Genomic DNA, 26,445 nt, shown 5'->3' on the forward strand with positions numbered 1-26,445 from the left:
GGGCTTGGAAGGTCGTGGGTTTGGAGGGTTCCATGGAGCGGATTAAGGTTGCGCTGGTTGATGATCAGCAGTTGGTGCGTTCTGGTTTTCGGATGTTGATTGATTCGCAGCCTGATTTGTGTGTGGTTGCGGAGGCCTCTGATGGTCTTGCGGTGTGCAGGCCGCCGGCAAGTGGTGCCTCTGTTGGTGATGCGGATGTTGTTTTGATGGATATCCGTATGCCTGGAATGGATGGGATTGCCGCGACCACGCAGTTGCTTTCGGATGCGGCTCGGCGTGGTGTGGAGGCCCCGCGGGTTTTGATTCTGACGACGTTTGATTTGGATGAGTACGTTCTTGATGCGATTTCGGCTGGTGCTGCCGGGTTCTTGCTTAAGGATGTTCCTCCGGAGGATCTGCTGGAGGCGATCCGCACTGTGTTCCATGGTGGTGCGGTGGTTGCGCCGAGTTCTACTAAGCGGCTTCTGGATCATATGGCGCCTCTTTTGCGTTCTCAGGCTCAACAAGACGGGGCGTCAGCTCAGGATCTTCTGGAGCTTCTGACTGCACGGGAGGCTGAGGTTTTCAAGCTCATGGCTGAGGGCTTCTCTAACACGGAGATCGCTGAGCAGTTGTGTTTGTCTGAGGCCACCGTCAAGACACACGTGGGCCGTGTTTTGTCCAAGCTTGAGGTCCGTGACCGCGTTCAGGCTGTCGTCCTTGCGTATAAAACAGGCGTCGTGACCCCTTAAGCAGGTCATCTGTTGCCGTTTCGAGGCCATGTCATACCTGAGTATGACATGGCCTTGCGTTTTTCCATCCTGGTGGTCGATGATCACAGATCGCGTGGAAATTACTGTAGAAGCATGACTACACAACCTCCATCATCTGAAGCACACATCGGTTCGCACGCGGCTCAGCCGGCAGTTGCAGCATGGAATCTCACCAAGATCTTTGGTGAGGGCTCTACTCAGGTCACGGCTTTGAACAACGTGACTGTGGGTTTTACCCGCGGTAGGTTCACCGCGATCATGGGCCCTTCGGGTTCGGGTAAGTCCACGTTGATGCACATGCTGGCAACCCTGGATCGCCCTACGAGCGGGGCATTGTCACTGGGTGATACTCGCGTGGACACCATGAATGAAGACGAGCAGACCCGTATGCGCCGCGAGCGCGTGGGTTTCGTGTTCCAGGCGTTCAACTTGGTCCCTACCTTGACCGCCAAGCAGAACATTCTGCTTCCGCTTGAGCTTGCAGAACAAAAGCCGGACATGGCTTGGTTCAACGAGCTCGTTGAGCGTTTGGGCTTGAGCGAACGTTTGAACCACAAGCCACACGAGCTCTCGGGTGGCCAGCAGCAGCGTGTTGCTGTGGCACGTGCATTGCTGTCCCGTCCCGATGTGATCTTCGGTGACGAGCCGACCGGTAACTTGGATTCGGAGTCCGGTAGCGAGGTGCTGACCTTGTTGCAGCGCGCAGCGCACGAATACGGCCAGACCGTAATCATGGTGACGCACGACCCGCAGGCTGCTTCCTACGCTGACCGTGTCTTGTTGCTCTCTGACGGTGTTATTGCCGGCGAGATCAATCACCCGACAGCCCAGGGTGTGGCTGAAGCACTCGCTCAGTTGGGGGCCAAATAATGAATACGATTGCACGCGCGAATGTGCGCGCTTATCTGCGCCGCTATATAGCGGTAATCCTCGCTGTGACGATCGGTGTTGCGTTCCTCAGCGCTGTCATGAACTTCTCGACCTCCTCGAAGGCGAGCCTCGCCAATTCCCAAGGCCAGGTCTATTCACAGTCTGATGTTGTCGTGCAGGTGAAGGATACCGGCAAGTCTCAGGGGGACCCTGAAAAAGCAGCACAGGGGCTGGAGCAAATCGACAAGATTGTGACCTCGAACGGTTCGGTTGCTGATCATGCGATGTATCAGAGCGCAATGATCTTCTCACTCGGCGGAGGCTACGATCCTCTGACCCTCTATGCAGTCAAGGGAGATTGGAACCTGTTCGGTTTCAAGAAACTCGAAGGCGAATTCCCTGATGGCAAGAGCATCGGTATCTCCAAGGAGATCAAACAGCGCTTCAAGGGTTCTCAGGACTCAAGCGCGCCGGCGCTGACCCTGGGATACTCGCCGGATTCTGACGGGCAGGAGCAGGACCCGGAGGAAGCTAAGCCACAGAAATACGAGGCCAACGGTGTATTTGAAGACTCTAAGATGATCGATGACTTAGGTTTGCCTCTGGTCTTCATGGACTATAAGCAGGCTGAAGCCTCAGGCCTGTTGATGGGCACTCCCGAGCCGGTTTATCTGCTCAAACTCACTCCAGGTAGCAATCCGGATGAGATCGTACGCCAAATCAAGACCGCCGTGCAGAAAGCCGGCATCGAGGGCGTCACGGTTGCGACACCGGAACAGCTGCTCGAGCAGTCGATGGAGAGCATCGGCTCCTCCATGGTTTTCCTCACCGTAGCGCTCTTCGCGTTCGTGCTGCTCTCGGCAGTGGTGTGTGTGCTCGTCACATCGAACACGTTCACCGTGGTTTTGGCTCAGCGCACCCGCGAACTTGCGTTGCTTCGCACGATCGGTGCTAGCTCAAAGCAGATCAAGTCCATGATGCGCACCGAAGGCCTCCTGGTCGGGTTGATCGGCGGCGTGGTTGGTGTTGCGCTCGGCATCGCGATGATCGCCGGCGGTGGTTCGATCATGGCTTGGGTTACTAAGTCTTCGACGTTCCAGTTCGCATTCAACTGGTGGTCCATCCCAGCCGGCATGGTCCTGGCAGTGGTCATGACATGGCTTGCCTCGATCCGCCCAGCAAAGAAGGCCTCCAGCCTCTCCCCGATCGCTGCCCTCCAGCCGCAAGAAACCGTGACGGTCGGTAGCCGTAAGGGCAAGAAGCGCATCACCACCGGTGTGTTGCTGATCCTGCTGGGTTCTTTGTTCATCGGCATCGGCATGGCTGCCCCTGTCAGCGAGGCCTCCGACATTGCCGCGGTGTTCTTCATGGTCGTCTTCATAGGGTGCGTACTGGCCTTCCTCGGCCTGCTCGTTGTCGCGACCTTCCTCGTGCCGTTCCTTGTGGGGAAGGCGGGTAAGCTCTTCGCTGGAAAACCGGCTGGAAAGCTCGCCGGGCTCAACGCGGTACGCCACCCAGCCCGCACGGGTGCGGTCGGCTCCGCACTGATGATCGGTGTGGTGTTGGTTGCGGCATGCCTCACGGGTATGTTCAGCCTCAGGGCCACGATGAACAACATGATCTCCAACCAGTTCCCGATCGATGCCAAAGTCTATTTCGAAGAGGACAAGCTCCCAACGGATAAGACGCTCGAGAACGTTGCCAAGGCTAACGAGGTCGAGGCAGCAGTGTTGGTCAAACCTGCGAAGCTCACGGAAGACCAGATGGCCGAGACCTCCTGCAGCGCCCTCTATGTTGGCGATGTCGAGGCGTTGAAGAAGGTCGTGCCTTCGAACGTGCCGTTGCCTGGGGCAAACGAGTTCGGCCCGGTCGGAAAACTTGAGGAAGCTCTTCCGCTGAAGATCAAGGGCACCACGCTCAAGCCTCACGGTACCGCCTCGAAGGCAGCCGTTCCGTGCATGATCGATATCCAGACCGCTCAGAAGCTCAACATCGAGACGCTTGATGAGCAGACACAGATCTGGGCCAAGCTGGGCGAAGACGTTAAGCCGACGACCGCCTCTGAGGTGATCGCCAACGCAGCACACGTAACCCCACAGAACCTTGAACTGGCCGCACAGGAAAAGGAAGCGTACGACGCCACCATCATGACCTTCACGCTGATCGTGGTTGGGCTCTTCGGTGTCGCGGTCCTCATCGCGCTGGTGGGTGTCTCTAACACCCTGACACTCTCGATCCTCGAACGCACCCGCGAGAACGCTTTGCTGCGAGCCCTTGGCCTCACCCGCAAGCAGCTACGCTCAATGCTGTTCCTCGAAGCGTTCCTGATCGCAGGCATCACAGCGCTGGCGGCAGTGATCTTCGGTACCTTGTTCGGCTACTTCGGGTCCACCGCTCTGCTCCGTGTAATGGATGGTGCAGAGTTCACGATCCCGTGGATCCCGCTGTTCATCCTGTGGGTAGCAACCGTGGCGATCACCATGCTGGCAACGGTATTGCCAGCACGCCGCGCGGCCAAGATCACTCCAGTTGAGGGGCTCGCCGTCGAGTAAACGCTCACGAAGCGTTACAGCGGCTAGCTACATGGTCTAGCTACATAAGAGCGGTGGGGCCGGTTCACTTTGAAGTGAACCGGCCCCACCGTTGTAGTCCAGTTACGCTAGCTAACGCTGTGGTTCCACAGCGTTAGCTGTCCTGTGGCTCCTCATAGCGTGGGAAGATCGGTTGCGGCTTCGGCAACGGCGTGCCCGCCTCGACTGTGCTATCGAACGCCGCGAACGTGCGCATCGCGCCCTGGCGGACACCCAGCACATCCAGCATGCGGGTCATCGAATCCGGCATGACCGGCTGAGCGAGCAACGCGACCCGCCGCACCACATCCAAGGTCACGGCCAGCACAACAGACATGCGCTGCGGGTCTTCCTTGCGCAAAACCCACGGAGCCATCTCAGCGAAATACGAGTTCGCATCGTGCAGTACCTTCCACTGCTCAGCAAGGGCCAGCGAGAACGCCTGCTTATCGTAATGAGCTCGGGCCGAGTCCAGCAGACCCTTGGCGGAAGCCAACAGCTGCGTGTCAGCCTCCGTCAGATTCTCAAGTGCTGGCATCTTCCCGTCAAGGTTCTTAGCGACCATCGAAAGGGAACGCTGCGCGAGGTTACCGAGGTTATTAGCTAACTCCGCGTTCATACGGTTCACGATCGCCTCATGCGAATACGAGCCGTCCGCACCGAACGGCACTTCACGCAAGAAGAAGTACCGCATCGCATCCAAGCCGTAATTCTCGATGAAGTCAGCCGGACCCACCGTGTTACCGAGAGACTTAGACATCTTCACGCCATTATTGTGCAAGAACCCGTGAATCATGATGCGCTTGGGCAACTCGATGCCAGCAGACATCAAAAACGCAGGCCAATAAATCGCGTGGAAACGGGAAATATCCTTACCGATAATGTGCACGTCGGCCGGCCAGTACTTGCTGTACTTCTCCCCCGCGGTATCCGGGTAGCCCACGCCCGTGAGGTAGTTCGTCAACGCATCAACCCACACATACATCACGTGCCCTGGCGCATCCGGAACCGGGATACCCCAGTCGAAAGTCGTGCGCGAAATCGAGAGGTCCTCGAGCCCACGCTCAACGAAACGAATCACCTCGTTGAACCGGGAACCCGGTGCCGCGAACTCCGGCTGCTCCTTATACAGCTCAAGCAACGGCTCAGCGTACTTGGAGAGACGGAAGAAATACGATTCCTCTTCCGTCCAGGTCACCTCAGTTTCCGTCTCGGTCGCGTAGCGGACCCCATCCTCACCTACGTGGGTCTCTTCCTCGTCGTAATAGGCTTCATCACGTACCGAGTACCAGCCCGCATAGTGGCCCAAGTAGATATCGCCATTGGCCTCCATGGCCTTCCAGATCGCCTGGGCGGCAGCCTGGTGATCCGCATCAGTGGTGCGGATGAACCGGTCATAAGAAATACCCAAAGCATCCTGCGTGGACTGGAACCGATCCGAGTTCACACGCGCCAACTCCATCGGGGTGATGCCCTGCTTTTGTGCAGTCTGCATCATCTTCTGGCCATGCTCATCAGTGCCCGTGAGGAAGTAGACGTCATAGCCATCCAGACGCTTGAAACGCGCCATCGCGTCAGCCGCCACGAATTCGTAGGCATGCCCGATGTGCGGTTCCCCGTTCGGATACGAGATAGCCGTGGTCATGTAGAACGTTTTATCTTTACCCAGATCAGTCACGCCGCGATTCTATCGAAATGAGGTGTGGGATGGGCGTACATGACACCCACCCCACACTGTTCCTCACACCGTCCCCAGCTCCCTGCCCTGCACCACGCCCTGCACCGTTGCGGTGCCTTGATGCGCCAGAGCTAAGTCAGGTTTTAGTACTCTTCGAGGTCGACCTCGCGAGCAACGCTCGCGCCGATCTGTTCACCGATGGTCTCCAACAGGCCCTCCGGCAGGGCGTCATCAATCGTGACAACCGCGGCGGACTGGCCCTGCTCATCGGCCGGGGCCACCTGCATACCGCCAATGTTGACGTTGTGCTCCCCCAAGACGCGACCCAACGCACCCACAACACCCGGGCGGTCCTCATAACGCAGAATCAACATGTGGTCCTCGATCGGGATCTCAAGGTTCTGCCCAAACACTGCGGTGAGCTTCTGGATCTGCTTGGGGCCCGTCAACGTACCGGTCACCGACAACGCAGCTCCGGAGGCCAAGGCACCCGAAACCACGAGCTTATTGCGGTAGTCCTCAGAGACCTCGGTGGTAGTCAAACGGGTTGCAACACCACGCTGTTCCGCAAGAACAGGCGCGTTGACGTAGGAGACCCCCTGCGAGACAACATCGGTGAAAACACCCTTGAGGGCGGCGAGCTTGAGGCTCGTGACGTCCTTGGAGGCGATCTCACCAGCCACCGTGAGTTCAACCGAGGTCAAACGCTCACCCTGCGCGAGTGCGGAGAAAATACGGCCGAGCTTCTCCGCCAACGGAATACCAGGGCGCACGTCCTGATCGATCACGCCACCGGCAACGTTGACCGCATCCGGAACCAACTCACCTGTGAGAGCCAAACGGACAGACTTAGCGACAGCCACGCCAGCCTTCTCCTGGGCCTCAGCGGTCGAGGCACCCAAGTGCGGGGTCACCGAAACGTTCGGAAGCTCGATGAACTTGATGCCCTGGGCAGGCTCGGAGGTGTAAACGTCAATACCTGCGCCGGCGATCTGGCCCTGCGTCAGCGCCGTATAGAGTGCTTCCTCGTCGATGAGGCCGCCACGGGCGACGTTGAAGACGAACGCGGTGTCCTTCATCCGCTCGAACTGTTCGGTTGAGATCATCCCGGTAGTCTCCGGGGTTTTCGGCATGTGGATCGTGATGAAGTCAGCCTGGGCGAGCAGTTCTTCGAGCTCCACGAGCGTGACACCGAGCTGCTGTGCGCGAGCCGGGGTCACGTAGGGGTCATATGCAACGAGCTTCAAGCCGAATGCGGCGAGCCGTTCTGCGACAAGCGCGCCGATGCGGCCCAAACCGATGATGCCAGCGGTCTTCTCAAAGAGTTCGACACCCGTGAATGCTTTGCGGTTCCACTGCCCCTCTTTCATCGAAGCGTTAGCGGCAGGAATATTGCGGGCCGCAGCAATGATGTGGCCCACCGTCAGTTCAGCTGCGGAAATGATGTTAGAGGTTGGCGCGTTGACAACCATCACACCATCCTGGGTGGCGGCCTTGATATCGACGTTGTCCAAGCCGACACCGGCACGCGCAATCACCTTGAGGTTCTTGGCCGCGCTGATCGCCTCTGCATCCACCTGCGTGGCGGAGCGAACCAAGATCGCATCAACATCAGCGATATCGGCGAGCAAACGTTCACGGTCCGCGCCATCAGTCGTGCGGATCTCAAAATCTGGGCCCAACGCTTCAACGGTTGCGGGCGAAAGTTCTTCTGCAATCAGTACAACAGGCTGAGTCTGAGCCACGAACGTGATCCTCTGTTCGATCGATGGGGTTATGTCACTGGTTTATCAAGCGTGTTTAGCAGGCACTGCACTTTCCGTGGAAGCCCACTGCACCTAACGCTATCTTCCCCACAGCCAAGTGCCACCCAGGTTTCGCTGGTATGACACACAGCACGCTTCATGAAATGCAATATAACGATGCGGTTGCCGGCTTGATCTGCCCGCCTGATCTGCTGGACGGTCCTCTTCCGGCGAGACAGTTAAACGCGGCGGCGGGAAAAGAACCATGAGTTCTTTTCCCGCCGTGAGGCTCACCGTTCACGCTAGCGAACGGCTGGAGCTGGACTCAGCGAGCGGCAGTGCCCTCGGTGTAGTCCGAATCGGTGTCTTCCATCCAGGAGAACAGCTTGCGCAGCTCGCGTCCGGTCGCCTCGATCGCGTGGCCTTCCTGTTCCTTACGCAGCTTCTGGAACTCGGTGGCGCCGTTGTTCTGGTCATCCATGAAGCGCTTGGCGAAGGTGCCGTCCTGGATGTCCTTCAGAACAGCCTTCATGTTTTCCTTAACCGATGGATCGATCACGCGTGGACCGGAGACGTAGTCACCGAACTCAGCGGTATCGGAAATCGACCAGCGCTGCTTGGACAAGCCGCCTTCAACCATGAGGTCAACGATCAGCTTGAGCTCATGCAGAACCTCGAAGTATGCGATCTCTGGGGCGTAACCGGCCTCAGTGAGGGTCTCGAAACCGTACTGCACCAGCTGGGACGCGCCACCGCACAAAACAGCCTGCTCACCGAAGAGGTCAGATTCGGTCTCTTCAGTGAAGGTCGTCTCGATGACACCGGCGCGGGTAGCGCCAATACCCTTAGCCCACGCCAGAGCGATCTCCTTGGCATCGCCAGTCGCATCGTTCTCAACGGCGATCAACGCCGGAACACCACGGCCGGCTTCAAATTCGCGGCGGACAACGTGGCCTGGGCCCTTAGGAGCAACCATGATCACGTTGATGTCCTTGCCCGGCTCGATGTAGCCGTAACGGATGTTGAAACCGTGGGCGAAGACGAGGGTGTCGCCACCCTTGAGGTTGTCCTTGATGGACTCCTCGTAAACCTTGGCCTGAACCTGATCTGGAACCAAGATCATGATGACGTCAGCCTCAGCCGCGGCATCAGCAACGTTGAGGACCTTGAGGCCTTCAGCTTCAGCCTTAGCGCGGGACTTGGAGCCCTCAGCAAGACCAACACGGACATCCACGCCCGAATCACGCAGCGAAAGCGCATGAGCGTGGCCCTGGGAACCGTAACCGATAACGGCTACCTTCTTATCGCTGAGCTTGCTCAGATCTGCATCTTCTTCGTAGTACATAGTGGTGCTCACGAAACCATTCCTTACAGTTTGAGTTCTTCTAGGTCTAAAAATTTTCTCGGTCACTTATCGGCTGCGATGTGTCGCAACTCGATGCCCCAGATCGATGCCCCAGCTAGGCCGAAATCGAGTGCAAAGCCCGATGCGACATCGACTTGCGTCCGCGTGCGATAGCCAACGTTCCAGCCTGCACGATCTCGCGGATACCGAACGGCTCCAAAACGTCAAAGAGTGCAGAGATTTTCTCGCCCGAACCGGTCGCTTCAAGCACCACGGTGTCCGGTGAAACATCCACCACACGGGCACGGAAGTAATCCGCCGCCTGCGTCACCTGGGTGCGTGTCTCCGCGTCAGCGTTGACCTTGATCAGCACATGCTCACGCTGCACGGAGTGTGTCTGCTCAAGCTCAACAATCTTGATCACGTTGACGAGCTTATTCAGCTGCTTAGTCACCTGCTCCAATAGCTTCTCATCCGCCTGAACCACTACGGTCATGCGGGAAAGCCCTGGGGTCTCGGTGGGGCCTACAGCCAAAGAATCAATATTGAATGCACGGCGGGCGAAGAGGCCAGCGACGCGAGTCAACGCACCGGGGACGTCCTCGACCAGTACCGATAAAGTATGGCGTGCCATTGATGTAGTCCTATTCCTCTTCCCACTGAGGCGTCATGCCTCGTGCCACCTGAATCTCGTTATTTGAAACACCTGAAGGGACCATCGGCCACACCATGGCGTCCTTGGAGACGATGAAGTCGATCAGCACGGGGCGGTCGTTAATGGACATCGCCTTCTCGATCGCCTCATCGATCTCGTCCTCGGTCTCCACACGGATACCAACGCAACCGTAGGCATCCGCCATCTTCACGAAGTCCGGGACACGGATCGAATCCTTACCCGTGTTCAGCTCGGTATTGGAGTAGCGGCCGTCATAGAACAGCGTCTGCCACTGCCGAACCATACCGAGCGACGAGTTGTTGATGAGCGCAACCTTGATCGGGATCTTATTGATCACACACGTCGCCAGCTCCTGGTTGGTCATCTGGAAGCAGCCGTCGCCGTCGATGGCCCACACAACACGGTCCGGGTTGCCGACCTTGGCGCCCATCGCCGCTGGGATCGAATAGCCCATAGTGCCCAAGCCTGCGGAGTTCAGCCACTGGCGAGGCCGCTCGTACTTCACGAACTGGGCAGCCCACATCTGGTGCTGGCCAACACCTGCAACATAGATCGCTTCAGGACCAGCAATCTCACCCAAACGCTGGATAATGTGCTGAGGGGCGAGCGCGCCGTCGGTTGTCTTGGTGTAGCCGAGCGGATACGTATCGCGGATGCGGTTGAGGATCTCCCACCACGGCTCAAGATCCGGGGCTTCCCCCTCATCCTTGCGTTCGCGATACGCCTCAGTCAGGTCCGGGAGGATCCTCTTCAGATCCCCCACGATCGGAACATCAGCGTTGCGGTTCTTAGAGATCTCCGCCGGATCCACATCCACGTGGATCACGCGAGCTTCCGGTGCGAAAGAATCCAGCACGCCGGTCACCCGGTCATCGAAACGCGCACCGAGAGTGATCAGCAGGTCCGCCTGCTGAAGCGAAGACACCGCAGCAACCGAACCGTGCATACCCGGCATGCCCAAATGCTGATCGTGAGAGTCCGGGAACGCACCGCGCGCAGTCAGCGTGGTCACTACCGGTGCACCCACCAGCTCTGCCAGCTCACGCAACTCTTCGGCCGCATCAGCCTTGATCACGCCACCACCAACATAGAACACCGGGCGGATCGAGGATGCGATGTATTTAGCGGCCTCGCGCACCTGCTTGATGTGACCCTTCGAGGTCGGCTTATAGCCTGCCATGGCTGGCTGCGGAGGCCACGTGAACGTCATCAGGCCTTCCTGAGCGTCCTTGGTCACATCGACCAGAACCGGGCCGGGACGGCCCGTGGTCGCCAGATAGAAAGCCTTCGCGAGCGTGTCCGGGACATCCTGGGCGTTGGTCACCAGGAACGAATGTTTGGTGATCGGCATCGTGATACCCACGATGTCAGCTTCTTGGAACGCGTCAGTACCGATGACCTTGGAGTTCACCTGACCGGTAATAGCGACCATCGGGACGGAGTCCATATGGGCATCCGCGAGCGCGGTCACTAGGTTGGTTGCACCTGGCCCGGAGGTTGCGATCGCGACACCCGGACGGCCAGTCACCATCGCATAACCCTGAGCCGCGTGCCCAGCCCCCTGTTCGTGGCGCACCAGCACGTGGTTGAGTTCCGGTGCCTCCAACAGCGGGTCATAGGTTGGCAGAATAGCTCCACCCGGAAGACCAAAGACAGACTCAATACCTAGTTCCTGAAGGGAACGCACAATAGCCTGCGCGCCCGTCATCTCAATCGGATCTACGCTCCGATTAGGCCCCATGACGTCCACCGCGTGCCCGCGGGGGTGGTGTGTCTTGCGGGAGTTCTTTCCCGCAGACGCATCGGATGCAGCGTTCGCCTGCCCCATGATGCTGTCCCCTCTCACCGAGTGATGTACTAGTAGCTGTGTTTGGTACTCCCGTGCCGATGCGCAACTGGAAGGTCATCCCGGATGCGCTACTCCCGCTCGCGTTGTATCGCGGCCAGAGGGCGAGGCCGAGCATGTGGCCTCAAGCACGTTTCCCAATCGTCTCAATAGTGATCTAGGACATCCAAACCGAGCCCGTAACAATCTCACATACTGGACCACAGACCAGTATGTGAACGCTTCACACGTGCGTCATACGTCTTAAATCAACAGCACCCGCCTCGCTGCGCATGTTTGACTAGAGACATGCCAGCACTTCGTTCACGCACAGTCACCCACGGCCGCAACATGGCAGGAGCACGCGCACTCATGCGCGCATCCGGTGTCGCCAACCAGGACATCGGCAAGCCGATCATCGCCGTCGCCAACTCCTTCACAGAGTTCGTGCCAGGCCACACCCACCTAGCCCCCGTGGGCCGCATCGTCTCCGAAGCGATCCACAATGCAGGTGCGGTCGCTCGCGAATTCAACACGATCGCAGTCGATGACGGGATCGCGATGGGCCACGGCGGAATGCTGTATTCGCTGCCCAGCCGCGACATCATCGCCGACAGCGTCGAATACATGGCCAACGCCCACTGCGCAGACGCGCTCGTGTGCATCTCCAACTGCGACAAGATCACACCGGGCATGCTGCTAGCCGCACTGCGCCTCAACATTCCCACCGTCTTCGTATCCGGCGGCCCCATGGAATCAGGCCGCGCCGTATTGACTGACGGGACCGTGAAAAGCCTCGACCTCGTCAACGCGATCGCCGACGCCGTGGACGAATCCGTATCTGATGCCGACATGCTCTCGATCGAAGAGAACGCATGCCCAACCTGCGGTTCCTGCTCCGGCATGTTCACCGCGAACTCGATGAACTGCCTCACCGAAGCGATCGGGCTTGCACTCCCTGGCAACGGCTCCGTTCTGGCAACCCACACCGCGCGCAAGGAGCTATACGAACGCGCCGGGGCCACCATCGTGGACATCACCAAGCGCTACTACGAAGACGACGACGCTTCCGTTTTGCCGCGCAACATCGCAACCCGCGAAGCCTTCGATAACGCAATGGCACTCGATATCGCGATGGGCGGCTCAACCAACACGATCCTCCACCTGCTTGCCGCAGCACAGGAAGGCGAAGTCGACTACACCCTGCCGGACATCGACAAGAAGTCCCGTGAGGTCCCGTGCCTGGCCAAGGTTGCGCCCAACGTTGCCGGTGAGCGGACCTACTACATGGAGGACGTCCACCGGGCAGGCGGCATCCCTGCCCTGCTCGGGGAGCTCAACCGCGCCGGCATGTTGCACACCAACGTGCATGCCGTACACTCCCCCGACCTCACTAGCTGGCTCGATAAATGGGACATCCGCGGCGGCAAAGCCAGCAAAGAAGCCAAAAAGCTCTGGTACGCAGCCCCGGGTGGCAAGCGTTCCTCGTCCGCGTTCTCACAGTCCGAAGTGTGGGACAGCCTTGACACCGACGCGGAAAACGGCTGCATCCGCAACGCCGAAAACGCATACTCCGCCGACGGCGGCCTAGCTGTTCTACACGGCAACATCGCACGCAACGGATGCGTCGTGAAGACCGCCGGCGTGGATGAATCCATCTGGACGTTCTCCGGCCCAGCGGTGGTGTGCGAATCCCAAGACGAGGCCGTCTTCAAGATCTTGTCTAAAGAGATCAAGGAAGGCGACGTAGTTGTCATCCGCTATGAAGGCCCGCGCGGTGGCCCAGGCATGCAGGAAATGCTCTACCCAACCTCGTATCTGAAAGGCCTGGGACTCGGCGCGAAGTGCGCCCTCATCACCGACGGCCGCTTCTCCGGCGGCACTTCGGGCTTGTCTATCGGCCACGTCTCCCCCGAAGCCGCCTCGGGTGGCGAGATCGCGCTCATCCAGGACGGCGACACCATCACGATCGACATCCCCAACCGCTCAATCCAACTCGAGATCTCAGACGAACAGATGCAGGCCCGCCGCGATCAACTCGAGGCCGGCCACGGATACCAGCCACTCAAACGCGACCGCGAGGTCAGCCGCGCGCTACGCGCCTACGCGCTCATGGCCACCTCAGCCGACCGCGGAGCCGTGCGCGACATCAGCGCGCTGGAACGCATCGCACGCCCACAAGATCTCTAAACCGCACAGCTAAGCGCAACCCAAGTGAATGGAGAATGCCCTGCCCCACCGCTTTCCGCCGGTACGGCAGGGCATTCCCGTATGGTGAAGAACATGGACACAAATGAACCCGTCCCAACCAGCGAACCTATAGTGCAAGACGAGCTACGCGCCCGCTTGCGCGCAGTGTTCGATGAGCAAATCCCCAACTACGGTTCCTTCAACATCGCATACGCGTTTGGGCTGGCAGGTTCGGGTGGCCCGTGCCTCATAGGGTTCAGGAACCAGCCAATCGAACTCGTGGTTGCACCCATCGACGCCCACACTCTTCAAGCCAGCGAGTCCGCAGTCAGCATCAACCTCACCAACATCAGCGCGGTAGGGATCTACTCCGCAGATTCAGTGGAACTCGAAATGACCACCGGACGCACCTTCCGCGTCACCTGCCCGCCGTACCCGACCGTGCTGCTAGAAGCATCAAGCTCTGGAACCGAACGTACCCCAGCAGTGACCCTGGACCAGTACGGCGAATCAGTCGATTTCGCAGAGTTCATCAACTTCTTCGCCGACGCCATCGAGGCCGGCACCGCCCCCTAAGCCTGAACTAGCCCCCTAAGTGAGCATCGCACCAGAGCACGGGAACATAGGAGGCGGCACGGCTTCACGAGCCCCAGCAATATGCTGTATCTCACAAAAGCGCTCAACCGTTGGCTCCGATTTGGCGTTTACGAAAACTGACTGTAATGTTGAACAGGTCGCCGCGAGCGATGCACAACGATTCAGCAAGAACCGCTGACGCACCTTGCATCACTACGCGAGACGAGCGCCTTTAGCTCAATTGGTAGAGCACTTGACTCTTAATCAATAGGTTCCGGGTTCGAGTCCCGGAGGGCGCACCAATATGAAAGGCTGAAACTGTACAACAGTTTCAGCCTTTCGCGTATCAAGCGCACTTCGAGGAGGACGCATGACCAACCGTCTTGAGCCAGGCCAACCGGCACCCGACTTCACTCTCACTGCAGCTGACGGAAGCACCGTGAGCCTTAGTGAGCTCACCAACGGGACCAAAGCCATCGTCTACTTCTACCCGAAAGCAATGACCCCAGGGTGCACAACCCAGGCATGCGATTTCCGTGACTCGCTCGAATCTCTGGCTGCACACGGCTACAAGGTTGTCGGGATCTCCCCCGATCCGGTGGACAAGCTCGCTAAGTTCGTGGAACGCGATCAGCTGAGCTTCCCGCTACTCTCCGATGAAGACCACGCCGTCGCAGAAGCCTACGGCGCGTGGGGTATCAAAAAGAACTACGGCCGCGAATACGAGGGCCTCATCCGCTCGACCATCGTGATCGATGAAAACGGAACCGTAGAACTCGCGCAATACAACGTGCGAGCTAAAGGACACGTTGCTAAACTTCAACGAGATCTGAAACTGGTCTAATATAGATCAGCGGTACCGGCTCAGGTGCCGTCCGCGGGCGTGGCGGAATTGGTAGACGCGCTGGATTTAGGTTCCAGTGTCTTTGACGTGAGGGTTCAAGTCCCTCCGCCCGCACTTTCTGCTTTATGCGTTCATTCGCTTACACATAACATTCATGTAAGCCATCACCCTGGGATGGTGAACAGATGCCACATAGCGCACTCCCCCCACACAACAAAGGTCGCTCCTCGCGTGAAGACCGCGCTTCTACAGGCCCTAGCCGCCGCGCAGTCCTAGGATGGGGGCTTTTCGCGCTCATGGCGGCAGGATGCGCCAACGGTGCCCCCTCACCGGGCAAAAGCACCCGCACGGAACTCACTTTCCTCGCCGCAGCACCCCCACGACTCTGGGATCCGGCGTTTATCCACGATCCGTTCGATCAGCGCATCATTCAACAAATCTGCCCGCCGCTAGTGAGCATCAACTCCGCCGACGGCAACCTCACCGGCATCCTAGCGCGCACGGCAAGCCTCAACGAGGACGGCACTCGTCTGCGCATCACGCTTGCACACGGCCTGACCTTCTCCGATGGAACAGAACTCGATTCCGATGCGCTCAAAGCCAATTTTGAACGCTGGCAGAAGATCGCATCCACAGCTTCCACGCCTTCGGCGATCGACACGCTCCTCGCCGATTCGGCGTCGGCCCCGCTCATCAAGAGCTATAAAACTCTGAGCAAACACGTACTCGATGTGCACTTCGCCCGCCCATGCTTCGCATTCCCAGACGCGCTAACACACCCCGGACTCGGGGTCCTCTCCCCGGCAGCTTTCGGCAAGGACTCAACCGAACCTGTCGCCACACCTATTGGCGCCGGCGCATACACCCTTGAAGCGAAAGCGACCAAGACCGCACCTCACCGCGAAGAAACCAACACCACACGCCTGAAGCTACGCGCAGAGTTCCGTAGCGAGCGTGAATCCGCCGCCGCATCGGCTAGTGCAACACACAGCGAGAGCGCGAGCCAAGGCTCCCCAGACTATGGCCAGGACTCCAGTCACGACGGCGGGTTGCCGTTGCGTCCAGCACCTGCCGAAGGCAAAGCCCCAGCCACTATCGCGTTCATCCACTCAAGCCTTTCAGCGACACCGGCCCAGTGGCTGGCAAGCAAACACGACAATCCGATGCATGCCGACGTCGTCGATGCGGTGGCAGCGAAAGAACAAAAAGAGATCGCCCAAGCCGGCTTGCGGGTTATGCACCGCGACCCGTTCTCCGTGGTCTACCTCGGATTCAACCACAACGACGAGAACCTCAAACAACGCGCGATGCGCCAAGCGATCGTGCAAAACATCGACGAACGGCAACTGCTCAAAGACCAGTTCCCAGAATCGACCTTAAGCGCTAACGGATACACGCCAGCTTCCCTAGGGGTACAGCCTGAACGCCCCGCGATCCGGGATGAAAAAGCAACCACCGATCTACTCAAGACAGCCAAATACGGCGGAGAAAGCATCCCGATCGCCTACCCGACCGGCGTACGCCTCCTCTACTTCCCGCTACCCGAATTGACCGCGCAAGGCATCCAGAAACAACTCGCGGAAGTGCACATCACAACCCAGTTGAAACCCATGCACTGGGACACCGAGTTCCTGCCAGCGCTACTCGAGGGAAAACACACTGGGCTCTTCCTCTTCGGGCTACACGGGCTCTACCGTTCCCCGCATGACATGCTCGCTCGCCTCTTCAGCGGACCCCGGCCCCTGTGCAACGCACGCCTGACCGACATCCCGCACCGTCTCGATGCGGCCCTTGCCATCGCTTCAGCAAGCCAACGCCGCGAGACCTACCGAAACATCGAAACCGACCTCATAGCCGACCTTCCGCTCTACCCGCTACTTTTGCCGGCATCGGCCCTCGGCCTCTCCAGCGACGTCACGAACTACCCGCTGAACCCATATCTTGAAGAGCCACTCGAACTCGTGACGATGCGGTAAAAGCTCGCCGCAGATAGCGCCCGCTAGCTACGCTGGGGCGCCTCTTGCTGAGCTAGGACTAGGCGGGCGCTGAGAAGTTACCGCAGAACGTGGCGCTAGTAACTTTGGGCCCTTAAAAGGCCGCCATACGTTTCACCTATACAGAGCCCGGCGGTACTGTGAGACGTAGACTTATTAAGGTTTACCTACAAACATGTCAGATGGAGTTGCATCCGTGTCTTCGACCAACCAGAAGATCTCCCTCGACGTCGCACTGATCGGCGGCGGCATCATGAGCGCAACGCTCGGAACCTTCCTCAACCATGTGGAGCCGGGGTGGAGCATCGGCGTGTTCGAGAGCCTTGACCGCGCTGGCGCCGAATCCTCCGACCCATGGAACAATGCCGGTACGGGCCACTCCGCACTGTGCGAACTCAACTACTCTCCAGCGGCTGCTGACGGCTCCGTCGACCCGACCAAGGCGCTCGGCATCGCCGAACAGTTCCAGCAGTCCCGCCAGTTCTACGCGTGGCTCGTCGAGCAGGGCATCGTCAAGGACCCATCGAGCTTCATCAACGCGTTGCCGCACGCTTCTTTCGTGATCGGTGAAGACCACAAGCGCTACCTGCAGACCCGCTACGAGACCCTCAAACAGAACGTTCTGTTCCAGGACTTCCAGCACACCACCGACATCGACCAGATCGCCGAGTGGACCCCGCTGGTAGCTGAAGGCCGCACCAACAACGACGTCGCGATGACCCGCTCCGAATCCGGCACCGACGTCAACTTCGGTTCCCTGACCCGCCAGCTACTCGACGCGATGGACGCTAAGAACTCCACCGACGTCTTCTACAACCACAAGGTCACCAACCTCAAGCGCGCAGGCAACGGCTGGGTTGTGACCGTGAAGGACAAGGCTTCCAAGCAGACCCTCGAGGTAAACGCCAAGTTCGTCTTTGTGGGTGCCGGTGGTGGCGCTCTTCCACTGTTGCAGAAGTCCGGTATCGATGAGATCAAGGGCTACGGCGGCTTCCCGGTTTCAGGTGAGTTCCTGCGTTGCACCAACGAATCGGTCATCGCCCGCCATGAAGCCAAGGTCTACGGCCAGGCGTCCGTGGGTGCTCCTCCGATGTCCGTTCCACACCTGGACACCCGTTACGTGGACGGCAAGAAGTCCCTCATGTTCGGTCCTTACGGCGGCTTCTCGCCTAAGTTCCTCAAGTCCGGTTCCTTCTTCGACCTTCCGTTCTCGGTTCGTGTACACAACCTCGGCACGATGCTCGGTGTTGCGAAGTCCAACTTCGACCTCGTGACCTACCTCGTATCCGAGCTCGCTAAGACCCGCAACCAGCAGATGGAAGCGATGCGCGCCTACTACCCTGCCGCTCAGAAGGGCGACTGGGAGATGATCACCGCGGGCCAGCGCGTCCAGACCATGAAGAAGGGCCCTAACGGCAAGGCTGTCCTCGCATTCGGTACCGAGGTTGTCTCCTCGGCTGACGGCAGCATCGCCGGCCTACTCGGTGCTTCCCCTGGCGCATCCACTGCAGCACCGATCATGGTCAACCTGCTCAAGACCTGCTTCGCTGATAAGTGGGCTGGCTGGGAAGACCAGGTCAAGGAGCTCATTCCATCGCTGGGTCAGAAACTCAACAACAACGCTTCCCTCTACAGCGAGGTCAAGGACCGCACCGATAAGGTCCTGGGGCTGAACTAGGTCTGTCCACTACTCGCTCCAACAACGCATAGGATGGGGGCGTGTCCGTAACGTTTCGTTGCGGGCACGCCCCCATCTCCCTTTTCCGGCCTTACATCAAGGATCCTCATGCACCACCTGGCGAAAGTCTCGCTGCGAAACCGGGCCCTGATCATCTTGATCACGCTGTTCGTGAGCACGTTCGGCGTTGTTTCGATGAACCAGTTGAAACAAGAGCTCATGCCATCGGTTGAGTTCCCGATGATCTCGGTGGCAGCGCAGCACCCGGGAGCTTCCCCGCAAGTCATGGACGAACAGGTGGCGCAACCGCTGGAACGCTCACTGCAGGCGGTCGAGGGGCTTGAATCCACCAAATCGACATCCCGGGCAGGGCTGACGACCATCCAGCTTTCCCTGGATTACGGGACCAACATGGACCGTGCACGAAACCAGGTTGAACGAGCCATCTCGAACGCCAGCGACATGTTGCCCGAGGGCGTCTCGCCCACCTCTTTCGCAGGGTCTTTCAGCGACTTCCCGGTCGTGTATTACGCCGTCTCCGGTGACGGCTCGCTCTCCGCTGTCGCAGACCGTGTGAGCGCCAACGTCATCCCTGAAATTGAACGGCTCGATGGGGTCCGCCAGGCCCAACTCACGGGCGCTGATTCCCAATACGTCAAGGTCACCCCCGACAAGAAGAAGATGAAAGATGCGGGCCTGAGCGAGCAAGACCTGCAGAAAGCGATCAGCGAAGTCGGTAGCGCAGTCCCGCTGGGGTCGATTGAAAAAGGTACGTTGAGTCTGCCGGCCGAGACCAACGGTGCCCCAGCGGACCTCGATGCGTGGCGGAAACTCCCCATAGCCGCCGCGGCGCCGCAGGGCTCAGCCCCGCAAGATGGCGCGCCGCAGGCACCGCAAGACCGCAAACCCAAGGTCTCGCTGCTGGGTGATGTTGCCACAGTCGAGCTTGCGGATGAGGCCAGCTCCTCGATCACCCGCACCAACGGGGAGCTCTCGCTTGCGCTCTCCATCACCAAGACACCCGAGGCTGACACCGTCAGGATCGTCGAGAAGATCAAGGAAACCCTGCCAGGCCTACTCAAGGACGCCGATGCCGAAGGCGTGGTGATCTTCGATCAAGCAGAACCGATCACCGATGCGGTTTCTGACCTGACAAAGGAAGGCCTGCTTGGCCTCGTCTTCGCGATCCTCGTGATCTTGATCTTCTTGCTTTCTTTCCGGGCAACGCTTGTCACCGCGATCTCGATCCCGTTGTCCTTGCTTGCCACGTTCATCGGCCTGTTCGGTTTCGGTTATTCACTGAACATGCTGACCTTGGGTGCGCTCACCATCTCGATCGGCCGAGTGGTCGATGACGCGATCGTTGTGATCGAAAATATTCGTCGCCACCTCGCCAATGACGCACTCGATGCGCGGACCGAACGCGACGGAACTGTCGTCTCCCGCCGTGAGAGCATCATCCACGCTGTCCGCGAGGTAGCCGGAGCCATCACCGCATCGACGTTGACGACCGTTGCGGTGTTCGCGCCGATCGCTTTCGTATCCGGACTTGCCGGTGAACTGTTCCGTCCGTTCGCCCTCACAGTGAGCATCGCACTGCTTGCATCCCTGGTGGTCTCGCTCACGATCGTTCCGGTTCTCGCCTACTGGTTCATCTCCGGCGAGAAGACCTCTCGGAACCGCAAGAGCCGCAATACTGATGCCGCCGAGCGTTTACCGGCCCTGCAGCGGGCGTACCGTCCCGTCCTGCGTTCCACGCAGAAGCATCCGGTCATCACGCTCGTGGCATCCGTGGTGTTGCTCGCCGGGTCTATCGCGTTGACTCCGTTCATCAAAACGAACATGTTCGGTGACATGGGTGAGACCTCTTTCGACGCCGAGCTCGCCCTGCCTGCAGGTTCCTCGCTGGATACCACCGAAAAACAAGCCCGTATGGTCTCCGAGAAGATTGAGGGGGTCGATGGTGTCCGCGACGTCCAGTACACGGTCGGCTCCGGCACCGACCAGCTTTCCGTGATGATGGGCGGGCAAGGCTCGGACACGGCCCAGTTCATTGTGGTGGTCGAGGACTCATCCAAAGTCAATGAAGCGCGCTCCGAGGTCGAAAAGCAGATCGGAGAGCTCGAAGGCCTCGATAAAGACGCCGAGTTCGAGGTCTCCGCCCCAGGAACCGGTGGTGGTTTCAACCAGGACATCACGATCGAGGTGCAAGGCAACACACCTGAAACTCTCGCGGAAGCGACCAAGAAGGTCACGGACACGATGCGGGACATCCCTGAGGTGACCGCGATCAAGAATGACCTCACCACAACCCAGCCGACCGTACGCGTTGACGTGGACCGGAAGAAGGCGGCTGAAAAGGGGTTGAGCGCGCAGCAAGTGGGCGCGTTGCTCAACGGCACCATCGAACCCTTGGAAACTGGCCGCACCACCCTCGGCTTCCAGACCTACACGATCAAGATCGGTGAAGGTAAGACGATCTCTTCACTCGAGGACCTTGAGAAGGTGAAGATCCCTACCGCAACCGGTGAGGTCACTGTCTCCGACATCGCTAAGGTTTCTCAGCAGGAGAAAGAAACCGTTGTGGTTTCGCGCAACACCGACCGCATTGCGCAAGTCACGATCTCCCCTACCGCCGCCGGCCTCGGCGCTGTATCGGCTGAGGTGAGCCAGCGGCTGGACCAACTTGAGTTGCCTGACGGCGCCCACGCAAGCATCGGAGGGGCGGCAACCCAGCAGGAAGATGCGTTCATGCAGTTGGGGATCGCGGTCCTGCTTGCTATCGCGATCGTCTACATCATCATGGTCGCGACCTTCCGCTCACTCATCCAGCCGTTCATTCTGTTGGTTTCGATTCCGTTCGCGTTCATCGGCTCGTTGCTCGCGTTGTTGATCACGCAGATCCCGTTGGGCCTGCCGTCCTTGATCGGCATGTTGATGCTGGTTGGCATTGTTGTCACCAACGCGATCGTCCTGATCGACCTCATCAACCAGTACCGCGACACCGCCGCGCACCGCGCTGAAGGTGAACGCGACGCGATGCCGCTGAACCAGGCGATCGAGCTGGGTGCGTTGCGCAGGTTGCGTCCGATCTTGATGACGGCGATGGCGACGATCGGCGCGATGGTCCCAACCGCTTTCGGTATGACGGGCGGTAGCGGCGGATTCATCTCGCAGCCTCTCGCGGTCATGGTGATCGGTGGCCTCATCTCATCGACGCTGCTGACCTTGATCCTTGTTCCGGTCCTCTACCGGCTCGTCGAGGGCCGCCGCGAACGCAAACGACTCAAACGCGAAAACAAAATCAAGGACCAGAATGAAGAACTACTTCAACCCTGACACCGCGCGAAGGCTCGGTGCGCAGCTTGGTATCGATGCTGACGAATACGCCGAGTGGGTCGCTCCACGCATCGAGGGTTTAGAAATCCTGGACCGCGTGACCGTGTTCGCTCAGGGCCTTCGTGAGCGGTGCGTCCCTACCTGGAGCTCTACCCGGAGCTAACGATGGCACGCGTGCACTTCTTGAAAATGAACCGCACCAGGAAGCCGAGCGTGTTCCGCCTCGGCAAATACACGCTGGCGCCAGGTGAAACCCGTGTGGTAACCAAAACGCACCCGTTTCGGGTCACCAGCACACGCACCTACTACCCGGGCACCCAGGCTTTAAGCCTGGTGATCAACGGGCATGAAGGCGAGCTAGTGGATTTCGAACTCATCCAGGCGTAGCTGTGGCGCCCTGGCGGTTGAACCGCCGGGGCGCCACAGTTAGTCAGTATTCAGTTATTTCGTATCCAACTATTGAGTAGTCAGCTATTCAGCGATTTAGTCGCGGAAGCTACGCAACGTGGTGCGGCGGTTCTCTTCGCGCATCTGGTCTGCGCTATCGACGTTGAGGTCGCGGTCCGGGCGGTCCTTGACCATCGTCACAGCAACGAAGGAGATAACCGAGACAATAATCATGTAGACACCGATCATGTTCGGTTCACCGGTGCGGTTGAGGATCATCTGCGAAATCATCGGAGCGAACGCACCACCCAGCACGGTACCGAGCGCGTAACCGATCGAGACGCCCGAGTAGCGAACCGAGGACGGGAACATCTCCGCGTACAGTGCGGCCTGCGGGCCGTAGGACAGCCCCAAGCCGACAGTCATGAGCAACACTGCGAGCACGTACATCCACAGATCGTCAACGGTCTTGACTTCCTTGATGATCATCCACATCGGGATAGCCCATACCGCCAAGAGTGCATAGCCGAGCTGGAAGGTGCGTACACGGCCGATCTTGTCGCCAAGCCAGCCCCCGACGAAGGTGAAGGTCAGCCAGCCGAAGGAGCCGACCATCGTCGCGCCAAGGACCGGACCGAGTGGTAGCGGGCTCTCTTCACGCTTGGCGAGGAAGCCGATGAAGAACGCGATAAGCAGGTAGCCGATCGCGTTGTTAGCGATGAAGATGAATGCCGAGAGGAAGACCTCGCGCTTGTTCTGCTTCATGAGCTTGCCCAGCGGAGCAGAGGACTCGGCGCGGCGCTCCTGTAGTTCCTCGAAAACAGGAGACTCAGAGACAGACCGGCGGATCATGTAGCCCACCACAACCAGCAGGATCGAGATCAGGAACGTGATGCGCCAGCCCCACTCAAGGAAGGCCTGCATGCCGAGGATCTGCTGGAGAGCGAAGATCACACCGGTTGCCAGGATCATGCCGATCGGGACACCGATCTGCGGGTAGGCGCCAAAGAGCGACCGGCGGCCCTTAGGCGCGTGCTCAACAGCCATGAGCGCCGCTCCACCCCATTCACCACCGGCGGAGAAGCCCTGGAGAATGCGCAGGAGCATCAGCAGGATCGGAGCGGCAACACCGATAGTTGCATAGGTTGGGACCAAACCGATCGCAGCGGTGGCGAAGCCCATCATCATGAGCGTCAAAACGAGCATCTTCTTACGCCCGAGCTTGTCGCCGAGGTGTCCAGCAACCACGGCCCCGAGTGGACGGAAGAGGAAGGAAATACCGATCGTGGCAAGCGAGATGACCTGCGTCAAACCTGGGGCATCTTTAGCTAGCGGATCAAAATAGAGGTTCGCGAAGACAAGCGATGCTGCCTGCGCGTAGATAAAGAAGTCGTACCACTCGATCGAGGTTCCGACGAGGGTTCCGGCAAGGACGCGACGTTCTTCCTTGCGCTTGGTCGCGGCATCCAAATGTGCCGTGGGTGCAGATGTTGTGGTCATGATGTCCTTCTTTGGCCACAGCAGACCCTTGTGATGAAGGTAGGGCCTGACTTTTACTATTGCCAACCGAACGATCATTCGGTTGTGACGGTCACCACATCATACACAGATCTAATGCGACACGCGTCACATCACCACGATAGAGTGCGAAACTTTTGCGTCATGCACAAGGCATGTTGTAGGCCACGAAAAGCGTTGTCGCTTTCAGCCGCCGCAGTTTTAGGCTGGCAGCTTGATGACTTGGCCCGCGAAGGTGAACCCGCCGCCGAACCCGAAGAGCAACGTCCGCCCACCGCGCGGAAGCTCGCCGGCGTGCCACGCTTTAGAAAGACCAAGCGGCACGGACGCAGCGGAGGTGTTTCCGGAATTCACGACATCCTTGATCACAATCTGATCTTTCGCCCCAAGCCCCTTAGCGAGAGGCTCGATGATGCGCAGGTTGGCCTGATGGAAAGCCAGCACGTCGATGTCATCGATCGTGAGGCCAGCCTTCTCGAGCACCGTTTGCGCTTCCTTGACCGCCCCGGTAAGAGCCCATCGCATCACGTTACGGCCGTTCTGGCTGAAGTATTCCGGCTCTCCATCGATCACAACCGCATCCCCTAGCTCGGGGATCGAGCCCCACGCTACCGGGCTGATCTCAGGCTCTTCAGTGCGTTCCAGCACGAAGGCGCCTGCACCATCGGCGGTCAGCACGCACGTTGTGCGGTCGGTGTAGTCCGTGAAGTTAGTCAGCGCTTCAGAACCGATCACAAGCGCGCGCTCAGAAACGCCCGAAGAGACGAACTGATCCGCTACCGCAACCGCATATTCGAAGCCCGAGCACGCGGTGTTGATATCGAGCACACCTGGACGCTCCAATCCGAGAGCCTCCGCTACACGGGATGCGACGTTCGGGGTGCGGTTCTGGGAGGTTGTGGACGCAACCACGATGAGATCGACAGTCGAGACGTCGGCGTCCTTGAGTGCCATACGTGCCGCCTCGACGGCCATGCTCACCACCGTGTCGTTTTCACCGACCATGCGGCGTTCTTTGATACCGGTGCGGGCCTGGATCCATTCGTCGTTGGTGTCGACGAGTTTTTCGAGATCATGGTTGGACAGAATTTTCTCTGGCTGAAAATGTCCGAGACCAATCACACGGGATCCCAGATAGGTGCGGTTCATCATAGGAGTCACTGTACCAAGTCTCTAACGCTGTTTTTGCTTGTTCAGGACTGTATACGAAAACGCGCATATGAAGACGAGAACCGATGCGCCCAGCGTTGCCACGAGGGCGAGGTGGTGTCCGCCGGCGTCCGTGAGGCGGCCTGCGATCGAGTTACCCGCCGATGTTCCCAACGTGATCGCTGCCGAGAGCAGTGTCATCACGAATCCCATCCGGTGCGACGGGGTGATGCTGGAGGCGAGCGTGAAGTTCGTGACCAGGATAGGCCCGATAGGAATACCGAGTAACAGGATCGCAAGGCTCATCGAAAGCGGGGTTTCCGGTAGCCACAGCACGATCACGAGAGGCACGAGAGTGACAGCCCCTGTCAAGAGCCTCGCTGGGTGAGAGAACGTGACAGGCCAGCGCGCTACAGAAAGGGCGGCAAGGCCCGATGTGATGCCCATGACCGCATAGATCAGCCCGCCGGTTCCCGGGTTGCCGGTGTAGTCGGCGAAGTAAGTGAGGATCGTGGCCAGCGAGCCGAAGACGGTCCCGACCCCGAGCATCCCGATCACGGTGATAGCGATGAGCGTAGCGTTGCCTCGCCGCGGTGGCTTCTGGGTGGCCGGCGTAGTTTCCGTAACGGTTGTGCGCGGCTTCTTGAAGCGTGAATAGGCCTCGGTGTGATGGAACGCGAAGGCCGGGATGATCACGATGCACAACGCCATCGCAACATAGATCGGCACCGCTGGGCCGAAGGTTGCCGCGAGGATTCCGACCGATGCGGGGCCCAGTACGAAAGAGAGCTCATCCATCGTGGACTCGTAGCTTTGCGCGGCCTCCAGTGTGCGTAGCTGGTGAGGGTCAGCCCCGTACCTGTTGATCCAACGCACCCGCGTCATGGGGCCGGATGGCGGGATGCTCGCCCCCGCAATCAACGCAATGATCATCAGCTGCGGGGTGAGCGTGACCGGCCCGTCGCTACCGGAGCCGAAGTACAACACCCCGATGAGGGCGAGAACATGGATGAGACACAGGCCGAGCAGCGTTGGTTTTTGCCCCAGCTTGTCTGAGAGGGCCCCAGAGATGGGCGTGCCGATCGCTGCCCCTACCCCGCCAATCGCGGTCACGAGCCCTGGGGTTGTGAAGTCTTCAGCCGAGGCGACGATGTAGGTCAGGCACGCCATGCCGAGCATCGACATCGGCAAGCGTGCTAGCAGCGAGATCGGGAAATAGAGCGCCCCGGCGTCTTGAGCTAGGCGGCGGAAACTCGTAGCTGATTGGGGCGCTTCTTCAGTTGGGCCTTGTACTGGTGTCATATGCCTC

The 26,445-nt window shown here is 59.2% G+C and carries 19 protein-coding genes and 2 tRNA genes; 13 read left to right on the forward strand and 8 right to left on the reverse strand.

Annotation, left to right across the window (positions count from 1 at the left end; all coding sequences use genetic code 11):
* Positions 1 to 32 precede the first annotated feature (32 nt).
* The 3 genes from MHJ63_RS06290 (at position 33) to MHJ63_RS06300 (ending at position 4,174) form a co-directional block, all read left to right on the forward strand.
* Positions 33 to 731, forward strand: a complete 699-nt coding sequence (locus MHJ63_RS06290; protein ID WP_239446521.1) for a response regulator — start codon at positions 33 to 35, stop codon at positions 729 to 731.
* A 114-nt stretch (positions 732 to 845) separates the two neighbouring features.
* Positions 846 to 1,622, forward strand: coding sequence for an ABC transporter ATP-binding protein (locus tag MHJ63_RS06295; protein ID WP_035757203.1), 777 nt, complete (start codon positions 846 to 848; stop codon positions 1,620 to 1,622).
* Complete coding sequence (locus tag MHJ63_RS06300; protein ID WP_239446522.1) at positions 1,622 to 4,174, forward strand: FtsX-like permease family protein; 2,553 nt, start codon at positions 1,622 to 1,624, stop codon at positions 4,172 to 4,174. Before MHJ63_RS06295 ends, MHJ63_RS06300 begins: the two co-directional genes overlap by 1 nt.
* Before the next feature lie 133 nt (positions 4,175 to 4,307).
* Here MHJ63_RS06300 and metG read toward each other — a convergent pair whose 3' ends face one another.
* From metG to MHJ63_RS06325, 5 genes are all read right to left on the reverse strand, one after another.
* A complete protein-coding gene (gene metG / locus MHJ63_RS06305; RefSeq protein ID WP_420876137.1) occupies positions 4,308 to 5,870 on the reverse strand; it encodes a methionine--tRNA ligase in 1,563 nt (520 codons plus the stop codon).
* Between the two features lie 143 nt (positions 5,871 to 6,013).
* Entirely contained in the window at positions 6,014 to 7,615 is a 1,602-nt protein-coding gene (gene serA, locus MHJ63_RS06310; RefSeq protein WP_239446523.1) for a phosphoglycerate dehydrogenase, read from the reverse strand.
* A 325-nt stretch (positions 7,616 to 7,940) separates the two neighbouring features.
* Complete coding sequence (ilvC, locus tag MHJ63_RS06315) at positions 7,941 to 8,960, reverse strand: ketol-acid reductoisomerase (RefSeq protein WP_239446551.1); 1,020 nt, start codon at positions 8,958 to 8,960, stop codon at positions 7,941 to 7,943.
* A gap of 115 nt (positions 8,961 to 9,075) precedes the next feature.
* Positions 9,076 to 9,594 carry an acetolactate synthase small subunit gene (ilvN, locus tag MHJ63_RS06320; RefSeq protein WP_035754647.1) on the reverse strand — a complete coding sequence of 173 codons (519 nt, stop codon included), beginning with the start codon at positions 9,592 to 9,594 and terminating at the stop codon, positions 9,076 to 9,078.
* 10 nt (positions 9,595 to 9,604) lie between these two features.
* Positions 9,605 to 11,464 (reverse strand): acetolactate synthase large subunit, encoded by a 1,860-nt coding sequence (locus MHJ63_RS06325; protein WP_239446524.1) that lies wholly within the window; start codon positions 11,462 to 11,464, stop codon positions 9,605 to 9,607.
* 306 nt (positions 11,465 to 11,770) lie between these two features.
* On the opposite strand from MHJ63_RS06325, the gene ilvD reads away from it, so the two are divergent.
* The 10 genes from ilvD to MHJ63_RS06375 all read left to right on the forward strand — a co-directional run bounded on the left by ilvD (position 11,771) and on the right by MHJ63_RS06375 (position 22,469).
* Positions 11,771 to 13,651, forward strand: coding sequence for a dihydroxy-acid dehydratase (ilvD, locus tag MHJ63_RS06330; RefSeq protein ID WP_239446525.1), 1,881 nt, complete (start codon positions 11,771 to 11,773; stop codon positions 13,649 to 13,651).
* Positions 13,652 to 13,744: 93 nt separating this feature from the next.
* On the forward strand, positions 13,745 to 14,227 hold the full coding sequence (locus MHJ63_RS06335) for a hypothetical protein (protein WP_239446526.1): 483 nt from the start codon (positions 13,745 to 13,747) through the stop codon (positions 14,225 to 14,227).
* A 226-nt stretch (positions 14,228 to 14,453) separates the two neighbouring features.
* A tRNA-Lys gene (locus MHJ63_RS06340) sits at positions 14,454 to 14,529 on the forward strand.
* 68 nt (positions 14,530 to 14,597) lie between these two features.
* Entirely contained in the window at positions 14,598 to 15,071 is a 474-nt protein-coding gene (bcp, locus tag MHJ63_RS06345) for a thioredoxin-dependent thiol peroxidase (protein ID WP_239446527.1), read from the forward strand.
* A 33-nt stretch (positions 15,072 to 15,104) separates the two neighbouring features.
* A tRNA-Leu gene (locus tag MHJ63_RS06350) sits at positions 15,105 to 15,185 on the forward strand.
* Between the two features lie 71 nt (positions 15,186 to 15,256).
* Positions 15,257 to 17,047, forward strand: coding sequence for an ABC transporter substrate-binding protein (locus MHJ63_RS06355; RefSeq protein ID WP_239446528.1), 1,791 nt, complete (start codon positions 15,257 to 15,259; stop codon positions 17,045 to 17,047).
* 193 nt (positions 17,048 to 17,240) lie between these two features.
* Positions 17,241 to 18,743 carry a malate:quinone oxidoreductase gene (locus MHJ63_RS06360; RefSeq protein WP_239446529.1) on the forward strand — a complete coding sequence of 501 codons (1,503 nt, stop codon included), beginning with the start codon at positions 17,241 to 17,243 and terminating at the stop codon, positions 18,741 to 18,743.
* A 108-nt stretch (positions 18,744 to 18,851) separates the two neighbouring features.
* The gene (locus MHJ63_RS06365; protein WP_239446530.1) at positions 18,852 to 22,082 is read left to right on the forward strand and encodes an efflux RND transporter permease subunit; all 3,231 of its coding nucleotides are present in this window, start codon (positions 18,852 to 18,854) and stop codon (positions 22,080 to 22,082) included.
* Positions 22,060 to 22,245, forward strand: a complete 186-nt coding sequence (locus MHJ63_RS06370; RefSeq protein ID WP_239446531.1) for a hypothetical protein — start codon at positions 22,060 to 22,062, stop codon at positions 22,243 to 22,245. The genes MHJ63_RS06365 and MHJ63_RS06370 overlap by 23 nt, the downstream gene beginning before the upstream one ends.
* 2 nt (positions 22,246 to 22,247) lie before the next feature.
* Positions 22,248 to 22,469, forward strand: coding sequence for a hypothetical protein (locus tag MHJ63_RS06375; protein ID WP_239446532.1), 222 nt, complete (start codon positions 22,248 to 22,250; stop codon positions 22,467 to 22,469).
* Between the two features lie 96 nt (positions 22,470 to 22,565).
* Here MHJ63_RS06375 and MHJ63_RS06380 read toward each other — a convergent pair whose 3' ends face one another.
* The 3 genes from MHJ63_RS06380 to MHJ63_RS06390 all read right to left on the reverse strand — a co-directional run bounded on the left by MHJ63_RS06380 (position 22,566) and on the right by MHJ63_RS06390 (position 26,438).
* On the reverse strand, positions 22,566 to 23,969 hold the full coding sequence (locus MHJ63_RS06380) for an MFS transporter (protein WP_239446533.1): 1,404 nt from the start codon (positions 23,967 to 23,969) through the stop codon (positions 22,566 to 22,568).
* A gap of 219 nt (positions 23,970 to 24,188) precedes the next feature.
* Positions 24,189 to 25,139: a beta-ketoacyl-ACP synthase III gene (locus MHJ63_RS06385; protein WP_239446552.1), complete on the reverse strand. Its 951-nt coding sequence runs from the start codon at positions 25,137 to 25,139 to the stop codon at positions 24,189 to 24,191.
* A 21-nt stretch (positions 25,140 to 25,160) separates the two neighbouring features.
* Complete coding sequence (locus tag MHJ63_RS06390; protein ID WP_239446534.1) at positions 25,161 to 26,438, reverse strand: MFS transporter; 1,278 nt, start codon at positions 26,436 to 26,438, stop codon at positions 25,161 to 25,163.
* Between the last annotated feature and the right edge of the window lie 7 nt (positions 26,439 to 26,445).

It is taken from the genome of Pseudoglutamicibacter albus, from assembly GCF_022346425.1.
GTDB lineage: Bacteria > Actinomycetota > Actinomycetes > Actinomycetales > Micrococcaceae > Pseudoglutamicibacter > Pseudoglutamicibacter albus.